This window comes from Noviherbaspirillum phoenicis (assembly GCF_047237965.1).
GTDB lineage: Bacteria > Pseudomonadota > Gammaproteobacteria > Burkholderiales > Burkholderiaceae_D > Noviherbaspirillum_A.
Genome location: NZ_JBDFLX010000001.1, coordinates 3776747 through 3800704, shown reverse-complemented (window position 1 = coordinate 3800704; position 23958 = coordinate 3776747). Strand labels below are relative to the sequence as shown.

General features: G+C 66.0%; 16 protein-coding genes and 1 riboswitch. Of the genes, 13 read left to right on the top strand and 3 right to left on the bottom strand.

The genetic code is table 11. The features are described from left to right. Positions 1 to 64: 64 nt before the first annotated feature. Positions 65 to 712 carry a PEP-CTERM sorting domain-containing protein gene (locus ABC383_RS16920; RefSeq protein ID WP_413015291.1) on the top strand — a complete coding sequence of 216 codons (648 nt, stop codon included), beginning with the start codon at positions 65 to 67 and terminating at the stop codon, positions 710 to 712. A 143-nt stretch (positions 713 to 855) separates the two neighbouring features. Here ABC383_RS16920 and ABC383_RS16915 read toward each other — a convergent pair whose 3' ends face one another. Both ABC383_RS16915 and ABC383_RS16910 read right to left on the bottom strand, forming a co-directional pair. Then, complete coding sequence (locus tag ABC383_RS16915; protein ID WP_413015290.1) at positions 856 to 2697, bottom strand: S8 family serine peptidase; 1842 nt, start codon at positions 2695 to 2697, stop codon at positions 856 to 858. A gap of 145 nt (positions 2698 to 2842) precedes the next feature. Beyond that, positions 2843 to 2930, bottom strand: a riboswitch (cyclic di-GMP riboswitch). Between the two features lie 147 nt (positions 2931 to 3077). Beyond that, on the bottom strand, positions 3078 to 3506 hold the full coding sequence (locus tag ABC383_RS16910) for an OsmC family protein (protein WP_413015288.1): 429 nt from the start codon (positions 3504 to 3506) through the stop codon (positions 3078 to 3080). A gap of 73 nt (positions 3507 to 3579) precedes the next feature. Between ABC383_RS16910 and ABC383_RS16905 the strand changes: the two genes are divergently transcribed. The 6 genes from ABC383_RS16905 to ABC383_RS16880 all read left to right on the top strand — a co-directional run bounded on the left by ABC383_RS16905 (position 3580) and on the right by ABC383_RS16880 (position 9215). Continuing rightward, positions 3580 to 3879 carry a hypothetical protein gene (locus ABC383_RS16905; RefSeq protein ID WP_413015286.1) on the top strand — a complete coding sequence of 100 codons (300 nt, stop codon included), beginning with the start codon at positions 3580 to 3582 and terminating at the stop codon, positions 3877 to 3879. 504 nt (positions 3880 to 4383) lie between these two features. After that, positions 4384 to 4614 carry a hypothetical protein gene (locus ABC383_RS16900; protein WP_413015284.1) on the top strand — a complete coding sequence of 77 codons (231 nt, stop codon included), beginning with the start codon at positions 4384 to 4386 and terminating at the stop codon, positions 4612 to 4614. A gap of 132 nt (positions 4615 to 4746) precedes the next feature. Beyond that, positions 4747 to 5514 carry a type I methionyl aminopeptidase gene (gene map, locus ABC383_RS16895; RefSeq protein WP_413015282.1) on the top strand — a complete coding sequence of 256 codons (768 nt, stop codon included), beginning with the start codon at positions 4747 to 4749 and terminating at the stop codon, positions 5512 to 5514. Positions 5515 to 5552: 38 nt separating this feature from the next. Then, complete coding sequence (locus ABC383_RS16890) at positions 5553 to 6239, top strand: glutathione S-transferase family protein (protein ID WP_413015280.1); 687 nt, start codon at positions 5553 to 5555, stop codon at positions 6237 to 6239. 143 nt (positions 6240 to 6382) lie between these two features. Beyond that, positions 6383 to 7942 carry a hypothetical protein gene (locus ABC383_RS16885; protein WP_413015278.1) on the top strand — a complete coding sequence of 520 codons (1560 nt, stop codon included), beginning with the start codon at positions 6383 to 6385 and terminating at the stop codon, positions 7940 to 7942. A 175-nt stretch (positions 7943 to 8117) separates the two neighbouring features. Then, complete coding sequence (locus tag ABC383_RS16880) at positions 8118 to 9215, top strand: DNA topoisomerase IB (RefSeq protein ID WP_413015277.1); 1098 nt, start codon at positions 8118 to 8120, stop codon at positions 9213 to 9215. Positions 9216 to 10104: 889 nt separating this feature from the next. Here ABC383_RS16880 and ABC383_RS16875 read toward each other — a convergent pair. Further along, on the bottom strand, positions 10105 to 11127 hold the full coding sequence (locus ABC383_RS16875; RefSeq protein ID WP_413015275.1) for a radical SAM protein: 1023 nt from the start codon (positions 11125 to 11127) through the stop codon (positions 10105 to 10107). Positions 11128 to 11397: 270 nt separating this feature from the next. Here ABC383_RS16875 and ABC383_RS16870 point away from each other — a divergent pair, with 270 nt between their 5' ends. The 6 genes from ABC383_RS16870 (at position 11398) to treY (ending at position 23477) form a co-directional block, all read left to right on the top strand. After that, positions 11398 to 11988: a HupE/UreJ family protein gene (locus ABC383_RS16870; RefSeq protein ID WP_413015274.1), complete on the top strand. Its 591-nt coding sequence runs from the start codon at positions 11398 to 11400 to the stop codon at positions 11986 to 11988. Between the two features lie 414 nt (positions 11989 to 12402). Continuing rightward, a complete protein-coding gene (gene glgA, locus ABC383_RS16865; RefSeq protein WP_413015272.1) occupies positions 12403 to 13929 on the top strand; it encodes a glycogen synthase GlgA in 1527 nt (508 codons plus the stop codon). An 83-nt stretch (positions 13930 to 14012) separates the two neighbouring features. Beyond that, entirely contained in the window at positions 14013 to 16289 is a 2277-nt protein-coding gene (glgB, locus tag ABC383_RS16860; RefSeq protein WP_413015270.1) for a 1,4-alpha-glucan branching protein GlgB, read from the top strand. Positions 16290 to 16291: 2 nt separating this feature from the next. Further along, a complete protein-coding gene (gene glgX / locus ABC383_RS16855; protein WP_413015268.1) occupies positions 16292 to 18556 on the top strand; it encodes a glycogen debranching protein GlgX in 2265 nt (754 codons plus the stop codon). A 26-nt stretch (positions 18557 to 18582) separates the two neighbouring features. Next, positions 18583 to 20706: a 4-alpha-glucanotransferase gene (gene malQ, locus ABC383_RS16850; RefSeq protein ID WP_413015266.1), complete on the top strand. Its 2124-nt coding sequence runs from the start codon at positions 18583 to 18585 to the stop codon at positions 20704 to 20706. Beyond that, positions 20703 to 23477 carry a malto-oligosyltrehalose synthase gene (gene treY, locus ABC383_RS16845; protein ID WP_413015265.1) on the top strand — a complete coding sequence of 925 codons (2775 nt, stop codon included), beginning with the start codon at positions 20703 to 20705 and terminating at the stop codon, positions 23475 to 23477. The genes malQ and treY overlap by 4 nt, the downstream gene beginning before the upstream one ends. Positions 23478 to 23958: the final 481 nt, after the last annotated feature.

Genomic DNA, 23958 nt, shown 5'->3' with positions numbered 1-23958 from the left:
AACCTAGATCTCGAAATGCTTCCGAATGCCTCGCTACTTTGGGTAAATTTTTAGGGAGTTTTAAATGATCACAAAAATCCATCTCAACTTCGTTCTTGCCGGACTAGGGCTATTTGCCGTTGTCGCCGGCAGCCAAGCGGCCACCATTTCATGCACAGGGCAAGGTTACGATATCAGTGGGAATGTTCTTGGCGCTAGCGATTGCCTAATACTTAGCCCGCTTAGCGGGGAAGCCAATGATAGTACCAGCCCACCTGCATCGAGCTATACCGTAAATACAGAAAGCTTTTTTGGACAAAACACCTGGCAATTCGATGGCAAATTCGAGGTTACTGAACAAACAAATTCATCGAGTTACTTCAACTTTTCAGGCAATGGCCAATCAGGCGGTTATGGTTTCACTGGCATGAATAATTCAATGCAATTCATGTTTGTACTGAAGGATGGTAACAATACAAATCTGGTGGCCTATCTGTTGTCCACGCCAGTGCTTGCAGGTACCAATACCTACAGTACGCCTTTTACAAGCCCGCCTTTTTCCTTCAGCGGTGCATCAAGCTCGAAAGACATATCCCGCATTAGCGTCTATTACCTTTCGGATCCTGGCGGTCCCAGCACTGGCGTGCCGGAGCCTGGCACGATCGCCATGCTGGGACTGGGGTTGCTGGGCATGGGACTGATTTCCCGTCACAGAAAAGGCGGACAGTATTGATTGAAGCCTTACAGCAGTCCTGAAATGAAAATGCTTGCATCCGCAATGGCGGATGCAAGCATCGACGTACTGAAAGCAGCAAACCGCCGCTGCCCAGCCGAACGCCAGGCTTACCTGCGTCAGGCTTTTCCGTTCTCCCTCCCTCAGTTCATCACGCTCACCGAGGTCGTGCTGCTATTGCCCGCCGCATCGCGCGCCGTCACCGCGATGGTGTGGGTGCCCTTACCGGCTTTCTTGCTGTTCCAGTTGTAAGCCAGGCTGGAGCCCTTGCCGGTGGCAACCAGCGCGCCGTCGATATAGATCCACTGGGTGATGCCGGCCGCGCCGCTGTCGTCCTCGGCGCTGCTGCTGACCGCCACATTGCCCGAGACCTTGCCTGATACCGGATTGGCGATCTTCACTTTCGGCGCGGTGGTGTCCTTCACCACCACGGTGGTGCCGTTGGCCACGTTGACTGCCACCGTGGACGATGCCGCGACATTGCCGGCGGCGTCGTAGGCGTACGCCACCAGGTTGGCCATGCCGTTGGGCACGCCGGCCGAGTCCCAGCTGAAGGCGAACGGCGCGGCGCTGTCGACCGATACCGTGTTGCCGTTGACCTTCAGTTCCACCCGCGCCACACCGACGTTATCCGTGGCATTGACATTGACCGGCACCACGCCGGTGACGCTGGCATAGGCGATCGGATCGGAAATCGAGACCGCCGGCGCCTGGGTATCGACCGCCACCGTGGTATTGATCACGGCCTGCACCGCGGCGGCGGCATTGACCCGGCCATAGCCGTAATAGATGTCGCGGCCGGCGGCGCCGATGTCCACCGCGGTGGAGAACATCAGCTTCTCGATGTCGGCGCTGCCCAGCGACGGCTTGGCCGCCATCATCAGCGCCGCCACGCCCGCCGTCAGCGGGCTGGAGAAGGACGTTCCCTGCCAGTTGCCGTAGGAACCGCCGCGGCTGGTGGTGTAGGTGATGCCAGGCGCGGCCATCGACACGAAGCTGCCGTAGCTGGACCAGCTGGTACGGTAGTCATTCTCGTCAGTGGCCGACACCGCGATCATGGTGGTGGTGGGCACGATGTTTTCATCGATGCCGTTATTGCCGGCCGAGACGAACATCAGGCCGCCCTTGTTCTTCAGGTACTGCGCCGCGCTCTGGATGGTGGAGCTGCCTGCCACGCCGCCGTAGCTGCAGTTGACCACGCGCGCGCCATTGTCGGCGGCATAGGTCACGCCCTTGGCGATGGTGCTGTAGTAGGCATAGGCATTGGCGTCGGCGATACGCACCGGCATGATTTTGGCCTGGCCCGCCACGCCGGCCACGCCCAGCGCATTGTTGGTTGCAGCGGCGGCGACGCCAGCCACCGCGGTGCCATGGCCGTTGACGTCGGAGGTGTTGGTATTGTTGTCGTAGAAGTTATAGCCGGGCACCATCTGCGGCGCCAGGTCCGGATGCGTGCCGTCGACGCCCGAATCGAGGATCGCGATGATCACGCCCGCGCCCTGGGTGGTGTCCCAGGCGGTGGTGGCGCCGACCTTGTTCAAGTGCCATTCGCTGCCCATGTAGGGATCGTTGCTGACGAAGTTGGGCTTGACCAGGCGGTCCAGTTCGGCGAACTTGATATGCGGATGCCGGTTCAGGCGCTCCACCACGGCCTTTTCGGAGGCATTGGCCGGCAGTTCGACGACGTGCAGCTCGCTTTGGCCGATTTTCTTGCCTTTGCCGCCGTGCGGCGCCAGCGCCTTGGCGAATTCGGTTTCGCTCAGGCCGGCACGCGGCATTACCAGGATGCGGCCGCGGGCGTACTGTTCAGCGCCGTTGGCTACCGGCTGCGCCGCGATGGCTGCCGGCGCCTGCAGGGCGGCCGCGCCGACCAGCATCGAAGGCAGCAGGAAGGCTGCCTGGCAAGCCAGGGTGACGGCGCGCTGGCGCAGGGAGGAATGACTGTTTCTATGTCTTGCGAACTTCGATGCGTTTTGCTGGTTCATGTTGAGTTCCTGTCCAAGGTTTAAAAGCGGTACCTGGACAGAACTGCTTGGATACGCCGTCAGCGCATGTCTGCCGGAAGTTGTGGCGACCCCGGTATGGAAGACTAGTACTTTGAAACGAGCAAAGAAACCCACTGGCGGCGTGTCTGGCAGTCCTGCCGTCATAGGGCGTTTCGCCCGGTAGACCGATGACTTTGCGTCCCTGGCTTTCGCCAGGTTTGCCTTTTCAGACCACGCGCCAATACTAGCGAACATATTTCTTGCTGGCAATAAGTATTTTGTCCAGCAGGAAATAAATTGCTTTATATCAATAAAAGATGCCCGGCCTGGACCAGCGTCCGGCCGGGCTGTGGGCTGGGAGCCTGCTCTGCTACGGTTGGTTAGCCTTCGAGCCTGGCGTCCATCGTGATGTTAGCGTTGAGCAATTTGGAAACCGGGCAGCCGGCTTTTGCCTTATTGGCAATTTCCTCGAACTTCGCCTTGTCGGCGCCGGGAATGCGCGCCACCACGGTCAGGTGGCTGGCGGTGATTTCGAATCCGTCGGCCGACTTTTCCAGGGTGATGGCTGCGTGGGTATCGATCTGTTCCGGCTTCAGGCCGGCCTCGCCGAGCATCAGCGACAGCGCCATCGAGAAGCAGCCGGCGTGCGCGGCGCCGATCAGTTCTTCCGGGTTGGTGCCAGGTCCATCCTCGAAGCGCGACTTGAAGCCATAGGGTGCTTCCTTGAGTACGCCGGTCTCGGTGGAAATCGTGCCGCCGCCATCCTTGATGCCACCCCGCCATACCGCCCATGCTTTCTTGACTGTCATGTGTCCTCCATCGTCACTATTAATACGCCGCCGGCCGGCGGCGTCTGACTCAGACAACGGATGACTGAAATAATTGCAATTTACTAAAGTTGGGTGGCTTTCTATTTTCGTTGAATGGGTTTTGACGGGGATGGGAGGACCTAGCGCGGCCCGGGTTGCGTGGAGGGGAAGAGGTTATGCGAGACGGAGTTCGGGTGCTGTCGCTTTTGAACTAGCGGTTGTCTTTGAAGTACGCGCAGCGACAGTTGCAGTTGCTTCTGCCGTTGCTTCTGCCGTTGCTTTTGCCGTTGCTTTTGCCGTTGCTTTTGACGTTGCCGTTGGTTTTGAAGTGGCCTTTGCAGTTGCTTTTGAAGTGGCAGTGAAGTCCCGTTGAGCGCGCCGTGTCAGCGGTGCCCGGAGCGGGAAAAGGTGCGGCGTCTGTCTGAGCCAAGCGTAGCTTGGCGAGTTTAGCCGCGCCCCGCTCCGGGTACCGCTGACACGGGAACCCCCGCGCAGCGGGGGCGCGATCACCGGGTCGCCTTTTTTTGGTTACTTTTTTTGGCGAAGCAAAAAAAGTGACCCGGCCGCCGGGACGGACTCCCGGCTTGTCTCCACGGCAGTGCAGCCGTCTTGCGTCACCCGGCAAGGCACGGGCAGCACTGTCGTAGTTGTTGTTCAAAGGGTTTTGAAGCTGAAACCTTTAACGTCCAAAGCAACTGCTGCTTCGCAGTGACGTCTTTACGCCGGGTGAAACAAGCCGACTGCACTATCGTCATGACCAGGCCGGGAGTTCGCCCCGGCAGGCGACCTACTTCTTTTGCTTCGCCAAAAGAAGTAGGCAAGAAAAGGCGACCCGGTGATCGCGCCCCGCTGCGCGGGGTCCCCGTGCCGTCGATGCATGGAGCGGGGCGCGGCTAAACTCGCCAAGCAAAGCTTGGCTCAGACAGACGCCGCACCTTTTCCCGCTCCACGCACCGACGTCACGGCGCGCTCAACGGGACTTAAAAGCAACTACAACGGCAACGTCAAAAGCCACTACAACGACAACGGCAACCGCAACCGCAACCGCAACTGCAACTGCAACCGCAACCGCAACCGCAACTGCAGCGCCCCTGCAAGCCCAGCATGACTCCCTGAACCTTTTCAGGTTTTCCTCGCCCCAATTTCCGCCGATCAGGCCCCCCTCCCCCCTCCCCCCTGCGCCACCCGCGCCAGACTGCTATAGTTTCGCCCTTCCCCTACCGCACTCTGCGCACCATCCATGACCATCAAGCTCAAGAACGACAAGCAGATCGCCCAATTGCGCGTCGCCGGAAAACTCGCCGCCGACGTGCTGGCCATGATCAAGCCCTATGTGGTGCCGGGCGTGACCACCGAGGAACTCGACCGGCGCTGCCACGACTATATTCGCCAGGTGCAGAAAGCCACGCCGGCCAATGTCGGCTACCACGGCTTTCCCAAGACGCTGTGCACCTCGGTCAATGGCGTGGTCTGCCACGGCATACCGAACAGCCGCGAGGAATTGAAGGACGGCGACATCATCAACATCGATGTCACCGTGATCAAGGATGGCTGGCATGGCGACACCAGCCGCATGTTCCATGTCGGCCAGCCCGGCGAGGCGCAAGCGCGGCTGGTGCAGACCACCTATGAAGCCATGATGGCCGGCATCGCGGCGGTGCGCCCCGGCGCGCGGCTGGGCGATGTCGGTCACGCGATCCAGACGCTGGCGGAAGCGGCCGGCTATACGGTGGTCAGGGAATACTGCGGCCACGGCATCGGCCGCGTGTATCACGAGGAGCCCCAGGTACTGCATTACGGCCGGCCCAATACCGGCCTGCTGCTGAAGAAGGGCATGACCTTCACCATCGAGCCGATGATCAATGCCGGCGCGGCCGGCGTGCGCCAGCTGGGCGATGGCTGGACCGTGATCACCGCGGACGGCTCGCTGTCGGCGCAATGGGAGCACATGATCGCCGTGACCGACGACGGCGCCGAAATCCTCACCCCCTGGCCCGACGCGGCATAAGCCCGCCGACAGCGCCCAACCCTCTAACGCCCGCCACCATGATCACACTGCACCACCTCGAAACCTCGCGCTCCCAGCGCGTGCTCTGGCTGCTCGAAGAAATGGGCCTTCCGTATGAGATGGTGCGCTACCAGCGCGACCCGAAGACGCGCCTGGCGCCGCCGGCGCTGAAGGCGATCCACCCGCTGGGCAAGTCGCCGGTGATTACCGACGGCGGCATCACGGTGGCGGAATCCGGCGCGATCCTGGAATACCTGGCTGAAACCTACGGCGCCGAGGCGGCCGCCACGCTGCCGGGCCTGCTGCCGCGGCCCGGTACGCCGGAACACCGCCAGTGCCGCTTCTGGATGCACTATGCCGAGGGCTCGCTGATGAACTGGCTGGTGATGAAGCTGGTCTTCACCACCATCCCCAGGCAGCCCATGCCCTTCTTCGTGCGCCCCATCGCCCGCGCACTGTGCGGCAAGGTGCAGGCCGCGCTGATCGACCCCAACCTGAGCACCGCGCTGGACTTCATGGAACACCACCTGGCGCACCACGCCTGGTTTGCCGGCGACCAGCTGACCCTGGCGGACTTCCAGATGAGCTTCGCGGTGGAGGCTGCGCTCTCGCGCGCCTCGGGCAAGGGCAGCTATCCCCATCTGCAGGCCTGGCGCGACAAGGTGGCGGCGCGGCCGGCATGGCAGCGGGCGCTGGAAAAAGGCGGCCCGGTGATCATGCAGTAAGCCGGATGCCAGAATGCAAATGTTAAAAAAGCACGTCTAAAAAGTTATTTTCCTCAAAGAAATTTAGCGCTACAATTTCCACATGGAAATTTAGCGCTGCCGGATCCCTGGCGGCGTGGCAACCGCAACAGAGACCCGAGAACGTGACTCCCCTTCATTCCCATGCGGGCGCCCTGCCTGCCCTGCGGCTTGCCGCGATCACCGCTGCCGTCCTGCTTCTCGCCTCCTGCGGCGGTGGCGGCGGCGGCGATTCCCAGACCAGCATCGCCGGCGGGTCCGTGGCCAACATCGCCAACAGCGGCAGCGTCAGCAGCAGCAGCGGCGGCACCAGCGGCCTGCTCGTCACCGCGCCGGCCGGCGCCGACGGCTGGACCCAGTGCGCCGCCGAAGGCGAAGTCTGCACCGTGCCCGGCGCGCGCCAGGTGCGCTACGGCGCCGGCGGCAGCTACACCTATCAGAACGTCACCGCCGACATCCCCTGCAACAACGCCACCTTCGACGACCCTGCGCCGGGCACAGCCAAGTCCTGCCAGTACGCTCCGGCGGGCGTAGCGGTGGCCGGACGGGTCTACAGCCGCGCGGTGTCCGGCCGCACGCTGTCGGTCGGCCCCGGCCGCGACTATGCGCGGCCGTGCGACGCGCTCAGGGTGGCGGGCAACGGCGACGCGGTGGAAATCGACGCCGCCGGCAGCCGCACCTATGACGGCGACACCTGCGCCTTCCATGCCAGCGACCTGACCATACGCGGCATCAACGGCCGCCCGAAGATCGGCGCGTTCGGCAATTACGCCTGGGGCAAGGGCACCTGGGTGATTACCGGCAGCCGGGTGGTGGTCGACAATGTCGAACTGTGGGGCGCGCAGGTCCCGGATGGCAACGGCTCGGCGATCCGCCTGGACGGCAAGCACCTGACGGTGAGGAACAGCTTCATCCACGACAATGAAAGCGGCATCCTGACCAGCAACGACGGCGAGAGCGACATCCTGATCGAGAACACCGAGTTCGGCCACAACGGCAACGACGGCGGCGGCACCCACAACCTGTATGTCGGCCGCGTCGCCAGCCTGACCTTCCGCTCCAGCTATTCCCATGACGCCCGGGTCGGCCACAACCTGAAGTCGCGGGCGCGGGTCAACAACATCAGCTACAGCCGCTTCTCCAGCACGCCGCCGGGCCAGTTCGAGACCACCGCGCCGGCCCAGCCGAGCTACGAGATCGACCTGCCCAACGCCGGCACCGCCTACCTGATCGGCAACGTGATCGAGCAGCCGTCGGCCAACCAGAACTCCAACATGGTGTCCTATGGCGTGGAAGGCGCGACCAACCCCGGCAGGAACCTGTACGTGGTCAACAATACCTTCATCAACGATGACAGCAGCAACGGCATGTTCATCCTGGTCGGTTCGGACGTGACCACGCCGCTGCTGGCGCAGAACAACATCTTCGCCGGCACCGGCAGCCTCACCAGCCAGGGCAATGCGCTGCTGCAGACGAATTACCGGTCGCTTGCGCCGGCCTTCGTCAACCGCGCCGCCTACGACCTGCGGCCTGCCGCCGGCGCGCCCTTCATCGGCGCCGGCAGCGCGGCCGGCTTCAGCCCGAGCGGCGTGGCGCTGACGTCGCTGCGGGAATATGCGCATATCGCCGGCAGCCGGCTGCGCAACGGCGGCGCGCTGGATATCGGCGCCTACTCGGGGCAGTAACACGGGCGCGAGCCAGCCGGCGATGCAACGGCGACGGCTTGCCGCGGCATCTTGCGCCGAGCTGCTTGCTGCATTGCGGGATTGCTCGCGATCCATGATCCTGCTTGGCGCTGCCCACGGCTGGGCGCGGGGTGTGCTACACACAAGGCCTATCCCTTCGCATCGCACAGCCATCATGAAATCCCTGTCCAAGACCGCAGCCGGCATCGCCGCCCCCTCGGAAAATGCGCCGGCGGTCGCACGCAAAGTCGGCCTGCGCTATGTCGACGACGGCAAGCCCGGCATTACCCGCCACAAGGCCCGCGCCGGCTTCCGTTATGCCGGGCCGGACGGCAAGCCGGTGCGCGACGAGGACACGCTCAAGCGCATCCGCGCGCTGGCCATCCCGCCGGCCTGGACCGAAGTCTGGATCTGTCCGCTTGCCAACGGCCACATCCAGGCCACCGGCCGCGACGCGAAGCGGCGCAAGCAGTACCGCTATCACGCGCAGTGGCGCAGCGTGCGCGACGAATCCAAGTACGAAAGGATGCTGAGCTTCGGCCGCGCGCTGCCGCGCATCCGCGCCAGGGTCAATGAAGACCTGGCACGGCCGGGGCTGCCGCGCGAGAAGGTGCTGGCGACCGTGGTGCAGCTGCTGCAGGACACCATGATCCGCATCGGCAACGAGGAATATGCGCGCACCAACAAGTCGTTCGGGCTGACCACGCTGCGCAACCGGCATGTCGACATCAGCGGGCGCGAAGTGGAGTTTCATTTCCGCGGCAAGAGCGGCGTCGAGCACACGATACGGCTGCGCGACCCAAAGCTGGCGCGCATCATCAAGCGCATCCGCGACCTGCCCGGCCAGGAACTGTTCCAGTACATCGGCGAGGATGGCGAGCGGCATACCATCGACTCGGCCGACGTCAACGACTACCTGCGCAGCCTGACCGACGCGGACTACACCGCCAAGGATTTCCGCACCTGGTCGGGCACGATGCTGGCGGCGCTGGAACTGCAGGCGCTGCGCGCGGCGGAGTCCGAGGCCGATGCGAAGAAGAACATCGTGCAGGCCATTTCCAGCGTTTCCAAGCGGCTCGGCAATACGCCGGCGGTATGCCGCAAATGCTATGTCCACCCGGCGGTGCTGGACTGCTACCTGCAGGGCATCATGCATGAAACCTGGGACACGCTGATGAAGTCGATGAAGACGCCGGCTGATGATCCGCATGCGTTGAAGATGGAGGAGCTGGCGGTGCTGGCGCTGCTGGAAAGCCGGCGCGAGGCGGCATAACGGGGAGGGGGTGCCGCGGGCAGGTGGCGTGTCTGCAGGCGGTTGCGGTGGCGGTGGCTTCTGCCGTTGCCGTTGCCGTTGCCGTTGCGGTTGCGGTTGCGGTTGCGGTTGCAGTGGATTTTGAAGTTGCCGTTGCAATTAAGTCCCGTTGAGCGCGCCGTGACGTCGGTGCGTGGAGCGGGAAAAGGTGCGGCGTCTGTCTGAGCCAAGCGCAGCTTGGCGAGTTTAGCCGCGCCCCGCTCCATGCATCGACGGCACGGGGACCCTCGCGCAGCGAGGGCGCGATCACCGGGTCGCCTTTTCTTGCCTACTTCTTTTGGCGAAGCAAAAGAAGTAGGTCGCCTGCCGGGGCGAACACCCGGCCTGGTCATGACGATAGTGCTTTCGCGTTGTTTCACCCGCCGTAAAGACGTCACTGCGAAGCAGCAGTGGCTTTTGACGTTTGAAGTTTCAATACGAACGTCGAACGACAACACCGACAGTGCTGCCCGTGCGTTGCCGGGTGACGCAAGGCGGCTGCACTGCCGTGGAGACAAGCCGGGAGTCCGTCCCGGCGGCCGGGTCACTTTTTTTGCTTCGCCAAAAAAAGTAACCAAAAAAAGGCGACCCGGTGATCGCGCCCCCGCTGCGCGGGGGTTCCCGTGCCAGCGGTACCCGGAGCGGGGCGCGGCTAAACTCGCTCCGCTGCGCGGCGCTCAGACAGACGCCGCACCTTTTCCCGCTCCGGGCACCGCTGACACGGCGCGCTCAACGGGATTTCACTGCCACTTCAAAAGCCACTGCAACGGCAACTGCAACCGCAACTGCAACTGCAACTGTCGCTGCGCGTACTTCAAAAGCAACGGCACCCTGTCTCCCGCTAAGCGAAGAAAAACAGCCCGGCGGCAGCCTAGAAAGTCCCGCTGTAGACCGCACAGCTGCTGCACACCTGCGGCGGCGTATCCGAAGACAGAGCCTCTCGAAAGGCGGCATAGCCCGCATTGTTCCAGACCGCCGCCACGCCCTCCTCGGCCATGTTGCCGAAATGGATGCGATCCGGCGTGGCCACCATGCAGCAGGGCATGGCGCGGCCGTCATAGCTGATGTAGGCGCCGCGCCAGGGCCAGTCGCAGCGTGTTCGTCCCGGCACGTCGGGCGCGTGGCGGCGCGGCGTCAGATTGGGCAGGCGCAGTGCGACACCCAGCCGCCCTGCCTCGGCGCGGGCCGCATCGAATACCGCGTCGATTCTGGCGCGCTCATCCCGCAGCAGCGTCTGACCATTGATGAAGGCGCGCATCGGCTGGTACTGCGCCGGCAGGCTGTCCTCGCCGAAGTCATGGCACAGATGCTGCACCGACAGGTTCTCCACGCCCTCGTCGCCGGCCAGCCGCACCAGGGCCGGCAACTCGTCCAGGTTCATGCGCATTACCACCGCCACCAGCTTTACCTGCGGCAGCATGCTGCCGGTCGCCCGCCGGGCCGCCATCAGCCGGCGCAGGTTGCGCATCACCTTGTCGAACGAGGCGCGCAGGCGGATCGCCTCATAGCTGGCCGCATGCGCGCCGTCCAGCGAGGCATGCAGCGTATGCAGGCCGCTGGCCACGCACTCGGCGGCGCGCGCGTCGGTCATCAGGGTCATGTTGGTGTTGGTCGACACCCGTATGCCACGCTGCGCCGCATGCGCCACCATCTCAAAGAAGCGCGGATGCATCAGCGGCTCGCCCAGCCCCTGCAGGTGCAACTCCTCGATGCCGCCGAATTGCTCGATCAGCCGGGTAAACACAGCCATGTCCATCAGCGCCGGCGGCTGGCCGGGCTGGCTTTCGGGACGCAGGGAGATGGGGCACATGCGGCAACGCAGATTGCATTGGCCTACGGGTTCGATCTGGACGAAACGCGGCGGTTCGACCTGGGTTGCGGCGTGCTGTGGCATCCGGGCTCCAGCGTGGGTGATTAAAAATAGGGAACGCTGGCATGGCGCTCCCTGCCAGCAAATTGGACGGCGCACCCGGTGCAGGTTCCGGTAATGCGCAACGGGTTTGCGATGTGCCAAAACCGTCAACGAACGCGTCCAGGGAAACCGTCGTGCCAGCAGGCGAGGGCATGGCGGCCGGCGCAGCTCTTGCTATGCAACAGGCAGGGTCGGCCGCGGCTGCCCAAGCAATGCAAAATAAAGCCAATTCCAATACACAGAATGAACAAGATGATCAAAACAAGCGAAAAACGCACCAAAAAATTGCATATCGGCCTGTCATGCACCGCCATGGCGCTGCTTGCCAGCCCCGCCATGGCGCATGACGGCATGCATGCCGCGGGATTGCTGGCCGGCCTGCTGCATCCGCTTTCCGGAGCAGACCATCTGCTGGCCATGGTCGCCGTCGGCCTGTGGGCCGCGGCGCAGAACCCGAGAGCCAGGCGCTGGCTGCCGGCGCTGTTCCCGCTGGCCATGCTGCTGGGCGCGCTGGCGGCCGCCGGCGGCGTGGCACTGGCCGGCATGGAAGGCCTGATCGGCCTGTCCGTGGTCGCCCTGGGCATGCTGACCGTGTTTTCAGTGCGCATGCCGGCATGGGCCGGCGGCCTGCTGCTTGCCGCCTTCGCGCTGGCCCATGGCCAGGCGCATGGCCTGGAAATACCGGCCGATGGTTCCACCCTCGCCTACTTCCTTGGCTTTTCCGCTGCCACCGCCATGCTGCACCTGGCCGGCATGCTGGCCGCCAGGCATGCCGGCCAGCTCGCCAGCCGTGCTGCCGGACTCGGCATTGCGCTTGCGGGCACGTGGATGATGCTGGCCTGAAGCCGGACGCCAAAGGCCCATTACCCCAGCAATACCCGCAGCAACCCAGCCCATTGCGGCGGCGGCATCTCCCGGCCATGCACCGCCTTCCGTAAGCCGCCGCGCGGACTTTCCGCTGCGGGTTTTCAGCCGGGCGCGCCGGCTGGTTCAGCCCCGTCAAGCCCCGCCGTCCCCGCATTCGGCATCCGTACAGGAAGGCAACGCCCTCGCAGAAGCGTGTAGGCGTGCCGGAAATCTTCCCCTGTAGGAAAACTCCCACAGGCGTATGCGGCCCCCGCCGATAGCGAAGTGGCAATATTCTCAATAGAGTTGCGAATCTGCCAGGCATACGACCGGTATCAACAAGCGGCCAACCGCCATTAGCCGGCAAACATTCAATCAAACAAGGGGAGTTACATGGGGAGAGCGCGGGTATTGCTCGTTGCATCGGAGGCGGTACCGCTGGTCAAGACCGGCGGGTTGGCGGATGTGATCACGGCGCTTGGCGCCGTGCTGATCGAACACGGCGTGGACGCCACCATCCTGATGCCCGGCTATCCGGCTGCGCTTGCCAATGCGATCGGGCTGCGCCAGATCGGCCCCGTGATCGACGACCTGCCCGGCGGCGCCGGCCGGCTGCTCCTGGGCCGCATGCCCGGCGCCAATGTGCCGGTGCTGCTGCTCGACACCGAGCGCTTCAAGAGCCGCAGCGGCGACCCCTACGTCAATGACGACGGCCTCGAGTACGACGACAATGCGCTGGCCTTCGGCGACCTGGCCCATGCCGCCGTCCGCATCTGCGCCGGCCGGACCATGCTGCCCGCGCCGCATGTGGTGCATGCCAACGACTGGCATGCCGGCCTGATTCCGCTGCTGCTCAAGGCGCAGGGCATCGATACCGTCGGTTCCGCGCTGACCATCCACAACCTCGCCTTCCAGGGCAATGTCGACATGGCGCACGCCGACAGGCTGGGCGTGCCGGCCGACATGCTGCATGCCGACGGCGTGGAGTTCTGGGGCAAGCTCAGTTTCATGAAGGCCGGCATCCTGTGCGCCGACCGCATCACCGCCGTCAGCGACACCTATGCGCAGGAAATCCTGACGCCGCGCTTCGGCCACGGCCTGGACGGCCTGTTGAATGCGCGGCGCGACGCGCTGCTGGCCATCCCCAACGGCGTCGACACCGGCGCCTGGAACCCGGCGCACGACCCGCTCACGACACGCGACTTCAGCGCCGACGACCTGGCCGGCAAGGCGGCCTGCAAGCGCGAGCTGCAGCGGCTGTGCGGCCTGCCGGTCGAGCCGTTCGCGCCGCTGGTGGCGCTGGGCAGCCGCATCACCCACCAGAAGATGGCCGACGTGGCGCTCGATGCCTTGCCGCGCCTCCTGGCCGACCACAGCCGCCTGCAGGTGGTGGTGCTGGGGCGTGGCGACCATGCGTATGAAGCGCGCTTCCGCCAGCTGGCGGCCGACTGGCCTGGCCGGGTGGCGGTGCAGATCGGTTATGACGAGAAAATGGCCCATGCGCTGCATGCCGGCGCCGACATGCTGCTGCATGGCACCCGCTTCGAACCGTTCGGCCTGACGCCCATCTACGCGATGCTGTATGGCACCATCCCGGTCGTATCCAGGGTGGGCGGCCTGTGCGACACCGTGTCCGACGCCGGCGAGCCGGATGCGCCGCATGAACTGGCCAACGGCGTGCTGTTCGACGGCGAAGGCGCCGACGACATGGTGCGGGCGATGGAACGCGCGCTTGCGCTGTACGGCCAGGGCAGTTGCTGGCAGCGCCTGCAGCGCAATGCGATGCAGGCCGACTTTTCCTGGTACGGCCCGGTGCGCAAGTACATCCGCATGTATGCCGACATCGCGCCCGCCCATGCCCGCGCACTCTTTGAGAACACCTTGCTGCCGCGCAGTGCGGCCGCCGACGAAGCGGCGACCCTGTACAAGCGGGCCTGAAGTGAGAGCGCATGGCGCCAACGCACCCGCAGGCCGGTGGCCCGGTTTTTGCGACGCAGCAACCAGATCATGTCGAGGAATCCATGCAGCAAGAAATTGAACAGGAAAGGCGAGCCCCGGTTTCGCCCGCGGAAAACCGCATCCCCACCCATCTGATCGATGCACTGGCCGAAGGCCGGCTGCATGACCCGTTTTCGCTGCTCGGCCCGCACCAGGTCGGACGTCGGCTGCAGATCCGCACCTGGCAGCCCGGCGCGCTGCGGGTGCAGGCGATCGGCCTGCGCGGCGGCCTGCTGGCCGACTTCACCCAGGTCGATGCGCGCGGCATGTTCGTCGGCACGCCGGCCCGCATGCGGCTGGGGCAGGCCTACCGGCTGCGCATCTGGTGGCCGGATGCCAGCGGCAATGAAACCATGTTCGAGACCGAGGACCCGTATTCCTTCGGCCTCCTGCTGTCCGACCATGAACTCGGCCTGCTTTCCGGCGGCGTGCATTACCGCCTGGGCCGCTGCCTGGGCGCGCAGCCAATGACCGTCAACGGCGTGGCCGGCACCCGCTTCGCGGTCTGGGCGCCAAGCGCGCAGCGGGTATCGGTGGTGGGCGACTTCAACCTGTGGGACGGCCGCCGCAATCCGATGCGGCTGCGCCATGAAGCCGGCGTGTGGGAACTGTTCATTCCGCGCATCGGCGTCGGCGAGCGCTACAAGTACGAGCTGCTGTCGGCCTCCGGCCACCTGCTGCCGCAGAAGGCCGACCCGGTCGCACGCGCCACCGAGGTGCCGCCGTCCACCGCCTCCATCGTCGCGCCGCTGCAGGTGCATGTGTGGAACGACGAGGCCTGGATGGCCTCACGCGCCAGCCGCGACACCCCCGACACGCCGATCTCCATCTATGAAATGCATGCCGGCTCCTGGCAGCGCGACGCCAACGAGTCCAACCGCAGCCTGACCTGGGACGAACTGGGCGACCGCCTGATCCCGTATGTCACCGACCTCGGCTTCACCCATGTGCAGATGCTGCCCGTGATGGAGCATCCGTTCGGCGGCTCGTGGGGCTACCAGCCGCTGGCGCAGTATGCGCCGACTGCGCGCTTCGGCCCGCCGGAAGCCTTCGCCCGTTTCGTCGACCGCTGCCACGCGGCCGGCCTGGGCGTGCTGCTGGACTGGGTGCCGGCGCACTTCCCGTCCGACGCGCACGGCATTGCCCGCTTCGACGGCAGCGCGCAGTACGAGCACGAAGACCCGCGCGAAGGCTTTCACCACGACTGGAACACCCTGATCTACAACTTCGGCCGCAACGAAGTGCGCGACTTCCTGATCTCGGGCGCGATGGAATGGCTGGAGCAGTACCACATCGACGGCCTGCGGGTCGACGCGGTGGCCTCCATGCTGTACCGCGACTACAGCAGGAAGCCCGGCGAATGGATACCCAACATCCACGGCGGCCGCGAGAACCTGGAGGCGGTCGCCTTCCTGAAGGAACTCAACACCGTGGTGCAGCAGCGCTGTCCCGGCGCGCTGATGATTGCCGAGGAATCCACCTCCTGGCCCGGCGTGACCGCGCCGGTGGACCAGGGCGGCCTGGGCTTCACCTACAAGTGGAACATGGGCTGGATGCACGACACGCTGCAGTACATCGAACGCGATCCGCTGTACCGCCAGTACCACCACGGCGAGCTGATGCACAGCATCAGCTACGCCTGGAGCGAGCGTTATGTGCTGCCGGTGTCGCATGACGAGGTGGTCTATGGCAAGCATTCGCTGCTGGCCAAGATGCCGGGCGACGAATGGCAGAAGCGCGCCACGCTGCGCGCCTATCTCGGCTTCATGTGGACCCATCCCGGCAAGAAGCTGCTGTTCATGGGCAGCGAACTGGGCCAGTGGGAGGAATGGGACCATGACGGCGCGCTGCCCTGGCACCTGCTGGACGACGAGCGGCACCTGGGCATCCATACCCTGGTGCGCGACCTGAACCGGGTGTACGCCACCGAGCCGGCCATGCACACCGCCGACGCCGACCCGCGCGGCTTCGCCTGGGTGGTGCGCGACGACGCCGTCAACAGCGTGCATGCCTATCTGCGCCAGGGCGACGCCGCGGTCGGCGACGAGCCGCTTCTGGTCGTGCTCAATCTCACGCCCGTGGTGCGCCACCACTACCGCGTCGGCGTGCCCGGCATCGAAGGCCAGAGCCCGTCGGTCTGGCAAACCATCCTCAATACCGACGCCGCCGTCTATGGCGGCAGCAATGCCGGCAACCCGGAATTCATGACGGCGCAGCCGCATGGCAGCCATGGCCATGACCAGTCGCTGGAACTGACACTACCGCCCCTATCCGCAATGATCTTGAAGAGGAGTACCTGACCATGGCGCTTGCCAGAACCCCTGCCCGCATGAGCGCGGGATCGCCCTACCCGCTGGGCGCTACGCCTGACGGCTCTGGCACCAATTTCGCCGTGTTTTCCGCGCATGCGGAAAAGATCGAGCTGTGCCTGTTCGACCCCACCGGCCGGCGCGAGATTGCGCGCCACGTGCTGCCGGAATGCACCGATGAAGTCTGGCACGGCTACCTGCCGCGGGTGCAGCCAGGCCAGCTCTACGGCTACCGCGCCTATGGCCCCTATCAGCCCGAGCAGGGCCACCGCTTCAACCACAACAAGCTGCTGCTGGACCCGTATGCCAGGCAGGTCGCCGGCGCGCTGCGCTGGAGCGACGCGCTGTATGGCTACCGGCTCGAATCCTCGCGCGCCGACCTGTCCTTCGACCGCCGCGACAGCGCCGCCTTCATGCCCAAGTCGGTGGTGGTGGACGACTACTACAACTGGGGCAACGACCGCTCGCCCGAGATCCCCTGGGACCGCACGGTGTTCTACGAAGGGCATCTGCGCGGCATGACCATGCGCTGCGAGCACATCGAGCAGCAGGCGCGCGGCACCTTCGCCGCGCTGGCCGATCCGTACATGATCGACCACCTGGTCAAGCTCGGCATTACCTCGATCGAGCTGCTGCCGGTGCATGCCTTCCTGCAGGACCGGCGCCTGCTGGAAAAGAAGCTGCGCAACTACTGGGGCTACAACACTATGAGCTTCTTCGCCCCCGAGCCGCGCTACCTGTCGGATGGCTCGCTCAACGAGATGCGCCTGGCGATACGCCAGCTGCACAAGGCCGGCATCGAAGTCATCATGGACGTGGTCTACAACCACACCTGCGAGGAAAGCGAGCTAGGACCGACGCTGTCCTTCCGCGGCCTCGACAATGCCAGCTACTACCGGCTGCTGCCGGACAATCCGCGCCACTGCATCAACGACACCGGCTGCGGCAACACCGTCAACCTGTCGCATCCGCGGGTGCTGCAGATGGTGATGGACTCGCTGCGCTATTGGGTCGAGAAGGTGCACGTCGACGGCTTCCGCTTCGACCTTTCGGTCACGCTGGGCCGCGAGGCGCATGGCTTCGACCCGGGCAGCGGCTTCTTCGACGCGGTGCGCCAGGACCCGGTGCTGTCGCGGGTGAAGATGATTGCCGAGCCGTGGGACATCGGCCCCGGCGGCTACCAGGTCGGCCAGCATCCGCCCGGCTGGGCCGAGTGGAACGGCGCCTACCGCGACGACGTGCGCCGCTTCTGGAAGGGCGACGCCGGCGTGCGTCCGGCGCTGGCGGCGCGCCTGATGGGTTCGGCCGACCTGTTTGGCCACCGGCGCCGCCGCCCCTGGGCCTCGGTCAACTTCATCACGGCCCATGACGGCTTCACGATGAACGACTTGGTCAGCTACAACGAGAAGCACAACGAAGCCAACGCCGAGGACAACCGCGACGGCGCCAACGACAACCAGAGCTTCAACTGGGGCGCCGAAGGCCCGACCGACGACCCCGGCATCATCATCACCCGCGAGAAGGTCAAGCGCGCGATGCTCATGACGCTGTTCTTCGCCAATGGCACGCCGATGCTGCTGGGCGGCGATGAGTTCGGCCGCACCCAGCATGGCAACAACAATGCCTACTGCCATGACGACGAGATCGGCTGGTTCGACTGGAGCGCGCTGGAGAGCGACGCCGGCCAGGCCATGGTCAGGTTCACCCGGCGCTGCGTGGCCGCCCGCGCCGCCCATCCGACGCTGCGCCAGACCCATTTCTATACCGGCGGCACCGAAGTGCTGCCGGGCCTGATGGACGCCAGCTGGTTCGACGAGTCCGGCAACCCGATGACGCCGGAAATGTGGCAGTTCGCCGAAGGCCGCATGCTGAGCCTGCGCCGCGTCGGCCGGGCCGAGCCCGGCGGCCCGGTGTCGGCCACGATGCTGCTGATGAACGCCTATTCGGAAGACCGGGAATTCATCCTGCCCGAGCCGGTGCTGGAATGGGAACTGCTGGCCGACGCCGCCGAGCCGATCGAGGTGGGCGACTATGCGGCCGAGGCGGTGGCCAGCGCCGAAGCCCAGGCCGAGGTGGCGATCGCGCAGGCCATGGCAGCCACGACCGACACTCCGGGCGCCAGCGGCGGCACTGCCACCGAGGCGCTGGCGCGGCCGGCGACCCGCGACGAACCAGTCGTGCGGGCCGTGGTCAACAATCGTATCGTGGTTGCCGCGCACAGCGCGGTACTGCTGGGCGTGTCCCGCATCGCCAGCTGAGCCGCACCTGACACCGGAGGACTATCGTGAGCAATGAAGCACTGCTGGCCCTGGCCGAAATGGCCGGCATCTCGCCAACCTGGATCGACGCCTTCGGTGCACCGCAAACGGTGGCGCCGGAGTCGATGCGCGCCATGCTGCGCGCGCTGGGCATGCCCGGCGACACCGACGCCGACTGCGAAGCCAGCATCGCCGCGCTGGCCACCGAAAGGGCCACGCGGCCCCTGCCGCCGCTGCTGACCGCCCAGGTCGGCATGGCGATACCGCTGGGCCGCCATCCCATCCTGCGCAGCAAGCCCTACCGGGTGGAACTGGAAGACGGCAGCGTGATCGAGGGCCGCTTTTCCGACGACCCGGAACAGGCGCTGGAAATCATGCCGCTGCATACGCCCGGCTACCATCAGCTGCAGGTAGCCGACTACCAGGTCACGCTGGCGGTGGCGCCGTCGCGCTGCTACAGCGTGGCCGATGCCGCCGCCACCCTGCCCGGCACCCCGGTCACCGAGCCGCGGCTGTGGGGCATCGCCACCCAGCTGTATTCGCTGCGCCGGCCCGGCGACGGCGGCATCGGCGACTTCGGCGGCCTGGCCCGCTTCGTGCGGCAGGCCGCGCGCCGCGGCGCATCGGCGGTGGCCATCAGCCCGGTGCACGCGATGTTCGCCGATGACCTTAACCGCTTCAGCCCGTACGGCCCGTCGAGCCGGGTGCTGTTCAATGCGCTGCACATCGACCCGTCCGCGGTGATGGGCGAGGAGGTGCTGGCCGAAGTGCTGCGCGAGCATGGCCTGGTGGAAGAAGGCGAGCGGCTGGAAGCGCTGGACATGATCGACTGGCCGGCTTCCTCGGCCTGGAAATTCAAGGTGCTGCGCGCGCTGTACGATCGCTTCCGCCAGGCCGGCGGCGCACCCTGCGCCGCCTTCGCCGCCTTCCGCGAGGAGCAGGGCGACACGGTGGAAGACCATGCCCGCTTCGAAGCGATGCATGCCTGGCTGCGCCGCCAGGAAAAGAACGGCGACTGGCGCAGCTGGCCCGAGGAATACCGCGACCCGCGCGGCGCAGCCATCGACCAGTTCGCGCGTGAACACGCCGACGAGGTGGGCTTCCATGCCTTCCTCCAGTGGCAGGCCGCGCTCGGCCTGCAGCAGGCCCAGATCGCCGCCCGCGAAGCCGGCATGGCGATCGGCCTGATCAGCGACCTGGCGGTGGGCGCCGACCCGGCCGGCAGCCAGGCCTGGAGCCGCGGCGAGCAGATGCTGGGCGGCCTGTCGGTCGGTGCGCCGCCCGACGTGCTCGCGCCCCTGGGCCAGAACTGGGGCCTGGGCGCATTCTCGCCGGTGGCGCTGCGCCGCCATGGCTTCCAGGCCTATCTCGAAATGCTGCGCTCGGCCTTCCGCCATGCCGGCGGCGTGCGCATCGACCATGTGCTGGGCCTGACCCGGATGTGGCTGGTGCCGGACGGCTTTTCCTCGACCGAGGGCGCCTACCTGCGCTTTCCGTTCGACGACCTGCTGCGCCTGATCGCGCTGGAGAGCTGGCGCCACCGCGGCATCGTCATCGGCGAAGACCTGGGCACGATACCGCCGGGCTTCGGCGAGCGGCTGGCCGGCGCCGGCATCCTTGGCATCCGGGTGCTGTGGTTCCAGCGCCGCGACAGCCGCTTCCTGCCGCCCAATGCCTGGTCGCAGGAAGCGATGGCCACCACCACAACCCACGACCTGCCGACCATCGCCGGCTGGTGGCAGGCGCGCGACATCGACTGGCGCGCCCGGCTCGACATGCTGGGGCCGAATGCCAGCGAAGCCGGCGAGCGCGAGATCCGCAACGGCGAACGCATATCGCTGTGGCAGTCCATGGCCGAGGCCGGCGTGCTGTCCGAGCATGAGGGCCTGCAGCCGCCGCCGCCCGAGCATCCGCCGATCGAGCATGCGATCGCCTATGTCGGCATGACGCCGGCGCCGCTGGCGATGATCCCGATCGAGGACCTGCTGGGCCTGGCCGAAGCGCCCAACCTGCCCGGCACCACCGACCAGCACCCGAACTGGCGCCGTCGCATGCCGGGCAGCGTCGACACCATGTTCAACGATGCCGCCGTGATTGCGCGCACCGATATTCTCAACCACACCAGACAAGCGCCGGAGCGCACCGAATGAGCATCCCCCGCGCCACTGCGCGCCTGCAGTTCAACAGCGACTTCACCCTGGGCGATGCGCTCGGCGTGGTCGACTATTACGCCGGCCTCGGCATCAGCCACCTGTATGCGTCGCCGCTGCTGTCGGCCCGCAAGGGTTCGACCCATGGCTACGACATCATCGACCCGACCCGCATCAGCCCCGCGCTGGGCGGCGAGGAAGCGCTGAAGAAGCTGGTGGCCAGGCTGCGCCAGCGCGGCATGGGCCTGCTGCTGGACATCGTGCCCAACCACATGGGCGTGGGTGGCCCGGAAAACCCGTGGTGGCTGGACGTGCTCGAATGGGGCGCGGGCAGTCGCTATGCCCACTGGTTCGACATCGACTGGAACTCGCCCGACCCGGCGTTAAAGGGCAAGATCTTGCTGCCCTTCCTTGGCGCCCAGTATGGCGATGCGTTGAAAGACGGCCAGATCGAACTGCGCTTCGACGACGCCACCGGAGGCTTCTGGTTCGCCCATTACGACCACCGCTTCCCGATGGCGCCATCGACCTACGCCCAGGTGCTGGCGTCGGACCCGGCGCTGTGCGAGACGGCCGCGTCGATGCGCGACGCGCAGGACGACCAGGCCGGCGCCGATGCGGCGCTGCGCCAGCATGAGGCCAACCGCGCGATGCTGCGCAGCCTGTGGTCCAAGCCAGACGGCCGCGCCGCGCTGGAACGGGTGCTGGCGCATTATGCGGTCGACACGCCGGACGGCCTGCAGCGGCTGCATGCGCTGCTGGAGCAGCAGCATTACCGCCTGACTTGGTGGCGCAACGCGGCCGAGGAAATCAACTGGCGGCGCTTCTTCGAGGTCAGCGACCTGGCTGGCGTGCGGGTCGAGGATGACGATGTATTCGACGCCACCCATGCCTGCATCCTGCGGCTGTACGCCGAAGGCGTGATCGACGGCGTACGGGTCGACCATGTCGACGGCATGGCGCGCCCCGCGCACTACTGCCGCAGGCTGCGCGAGAAGCTGGAAGCTTTGACTGACCAGCGCCCGCCCGATGCGCCCGGCGGCGCGCCCTACATCGTGATCGAAAAGATCCTGACCGGCGACGAGACGGTGCGCACCGGCTGGAAGGTGCATGGCACCACCGGCTATGAATTCATGGACCAGGTCAGCGGCGTGCTGCACGATGCGCGCGGCGCCGACGCGCTGCAGCACCTGTGGGTGGAAGTCAGCGGCGACGCCCGCGACTTCGACACCCATGTGCAGACCGCGCGCCGCCAGCTGCTGGCCGAGAACTTCGTCGGCGAGACCGACGCGCTGGTGCGCGCGCTGCATGCGGTGGCGCGCAGCGACCTCGCCACCCGCGACGTGTCGGCCTCGTCGATACGGCGGGTGCTGACCGAGCTGCTGGTCACCTTCCCGGCCTACCGCACCTATGTGCATGACGACGGCCGCGACCACGAAGACCAGGCCCTGCTGCAGACCGCGCTGGACGAGGCCCGCCCGCGCGTGCGCGCGGCCGACCAGCCGCTCCTTGACCTGCTGGCGCGCTGGCTGGGCGGCGAGACGCCTTCCTCCATCGCCGACGCCGGCGCCCGGGCGCTGCGCCTGCGCGCCATCACCCGCTTCCAGCAGCTGACGCCGCCGCTGGCCGCGAAGTCGGTGGAAGACACCGCCTTCTACCGCTATGGCCGCCTCTTGTCGCGCAACGAGGTCGGCGGCGACCCCGGCCGCTTCGCGTTCAGCGTGGAGGCATTCCACAACGCCAACCTGCAGCGCCTGCGCGACTTCCCGCATACCCTGCTGGCTACCGCCACCCACGACCACAAGCGCGGCGAGGACGTGCGCGCCCGCCTGGCCGTGCTGTCGGAGCTGCCGCAGGCGTGGAGCGAATCGGTGCGCAAGTGGATGACGCAGCACCAGCCGTTGCGGGTGGACCTCGGCGCCGGCCAGTTCGCCCCGTCCGCGGCCGACCAGGCCATGCTGTACCAGATGATCGTCGGCGCCTGGCCGCTGCACCTGGCGCCGGAAGACCATGACGGCCTAAGGGCGTATGCCGAGCGGGTCGCCGACTGGCAGGAAAAGGCCAGCCGCGAAGCCAAGCGCCAGACCAGCTGGGTCATGCCCAACGCCGCCTATGAACAGGGCAGCCGCGACTTCCTGATGCGCCTGATGGATGGCGCCAGCTGCGCGCCCTTCATCCGCGACCTGCGCACCTGGGTCGACCGCCTGGCCTTGCCGGGCGTGTGCAACAGCCTGACGCAAACCGTGCTGCGCCTGACCTCGCCCGGCGTGCCCGACCTGTACCAGGGCGCCGAGTTCTGGGACCTGAGCCTGGTCGACCCCGACAACCGCCGGCTGGTCGACTACGACGCCCGCCGCAGCGCCTTGGCCGCTGCCGATACGCAGCAGGACTTCGACCGCATGCTGTGGCAGAAGGCGCAGATCAAGCAGCCGCTGATACAGCGGGTGCTGCAGCTGCGCGCTGAACACCCGGCGCTGTTCGACGAGGGCGATTACATCCCGCTGCAGGCGCGCGGCGCCAAATCCGGGCACGTGGTGGCCTTCCTGCGCCGTCACCAGGGCCGCACCCTGCTGGTAGCCGCCCTGCGCCTGCCCGCCCAGGGGCCGCAGCCCGGCTCGGACGAATGGGGCGATACCGAACTGTTGCTGCCCGAGGTGGTCGCGCAGTGGACCGATGCGCTGTCGGATCGCACGGTGCAAGGCGGAGCACAGACCCTGCCGCTGGCAACGCTGCTGGGCGAAAGGCCGGTGGCGGTGCTGGTAAGTCGATAAGCCTCATCCGGTGCAATGCCCTGAAGGGTTATTGCCCCGGCCTTCATAGCATCCGTAGCATTCTGGTGGAATACCCCGCAGGGAATTCCACCAGACCGCCGACCTGCCGATAGCAATGCATTGCGCCTACCCCACCAGCTACGGCACAGCCGTCTCTGCATCCTGAATCCGGGGCAGTCCTGCCCATGCATCCGGCTCCCACCCCTCCGTGAAGACCTGATTTTCAGTATCCCGGCAAAATAGCGTTCGCCAACAGAACACGCTCTACACGCCGCTTTTCCCGTTCCTCTCCTTCGTGGCGGCCCCTGTCCCACCACGGCCAATTCCGCCCCGCAGCACCCGCGTTCCCCTACCGCCCGCTATTTGCACGCCACCGCTAAAGTCCCGGCCGCATCGCCTGAATAGCTGCATATGTTCCGGCGCGTGCCGTTGATGCTGCCGCCAATGGCCATTCCTTACGTGGTGCAGCCACCCTGCCCGC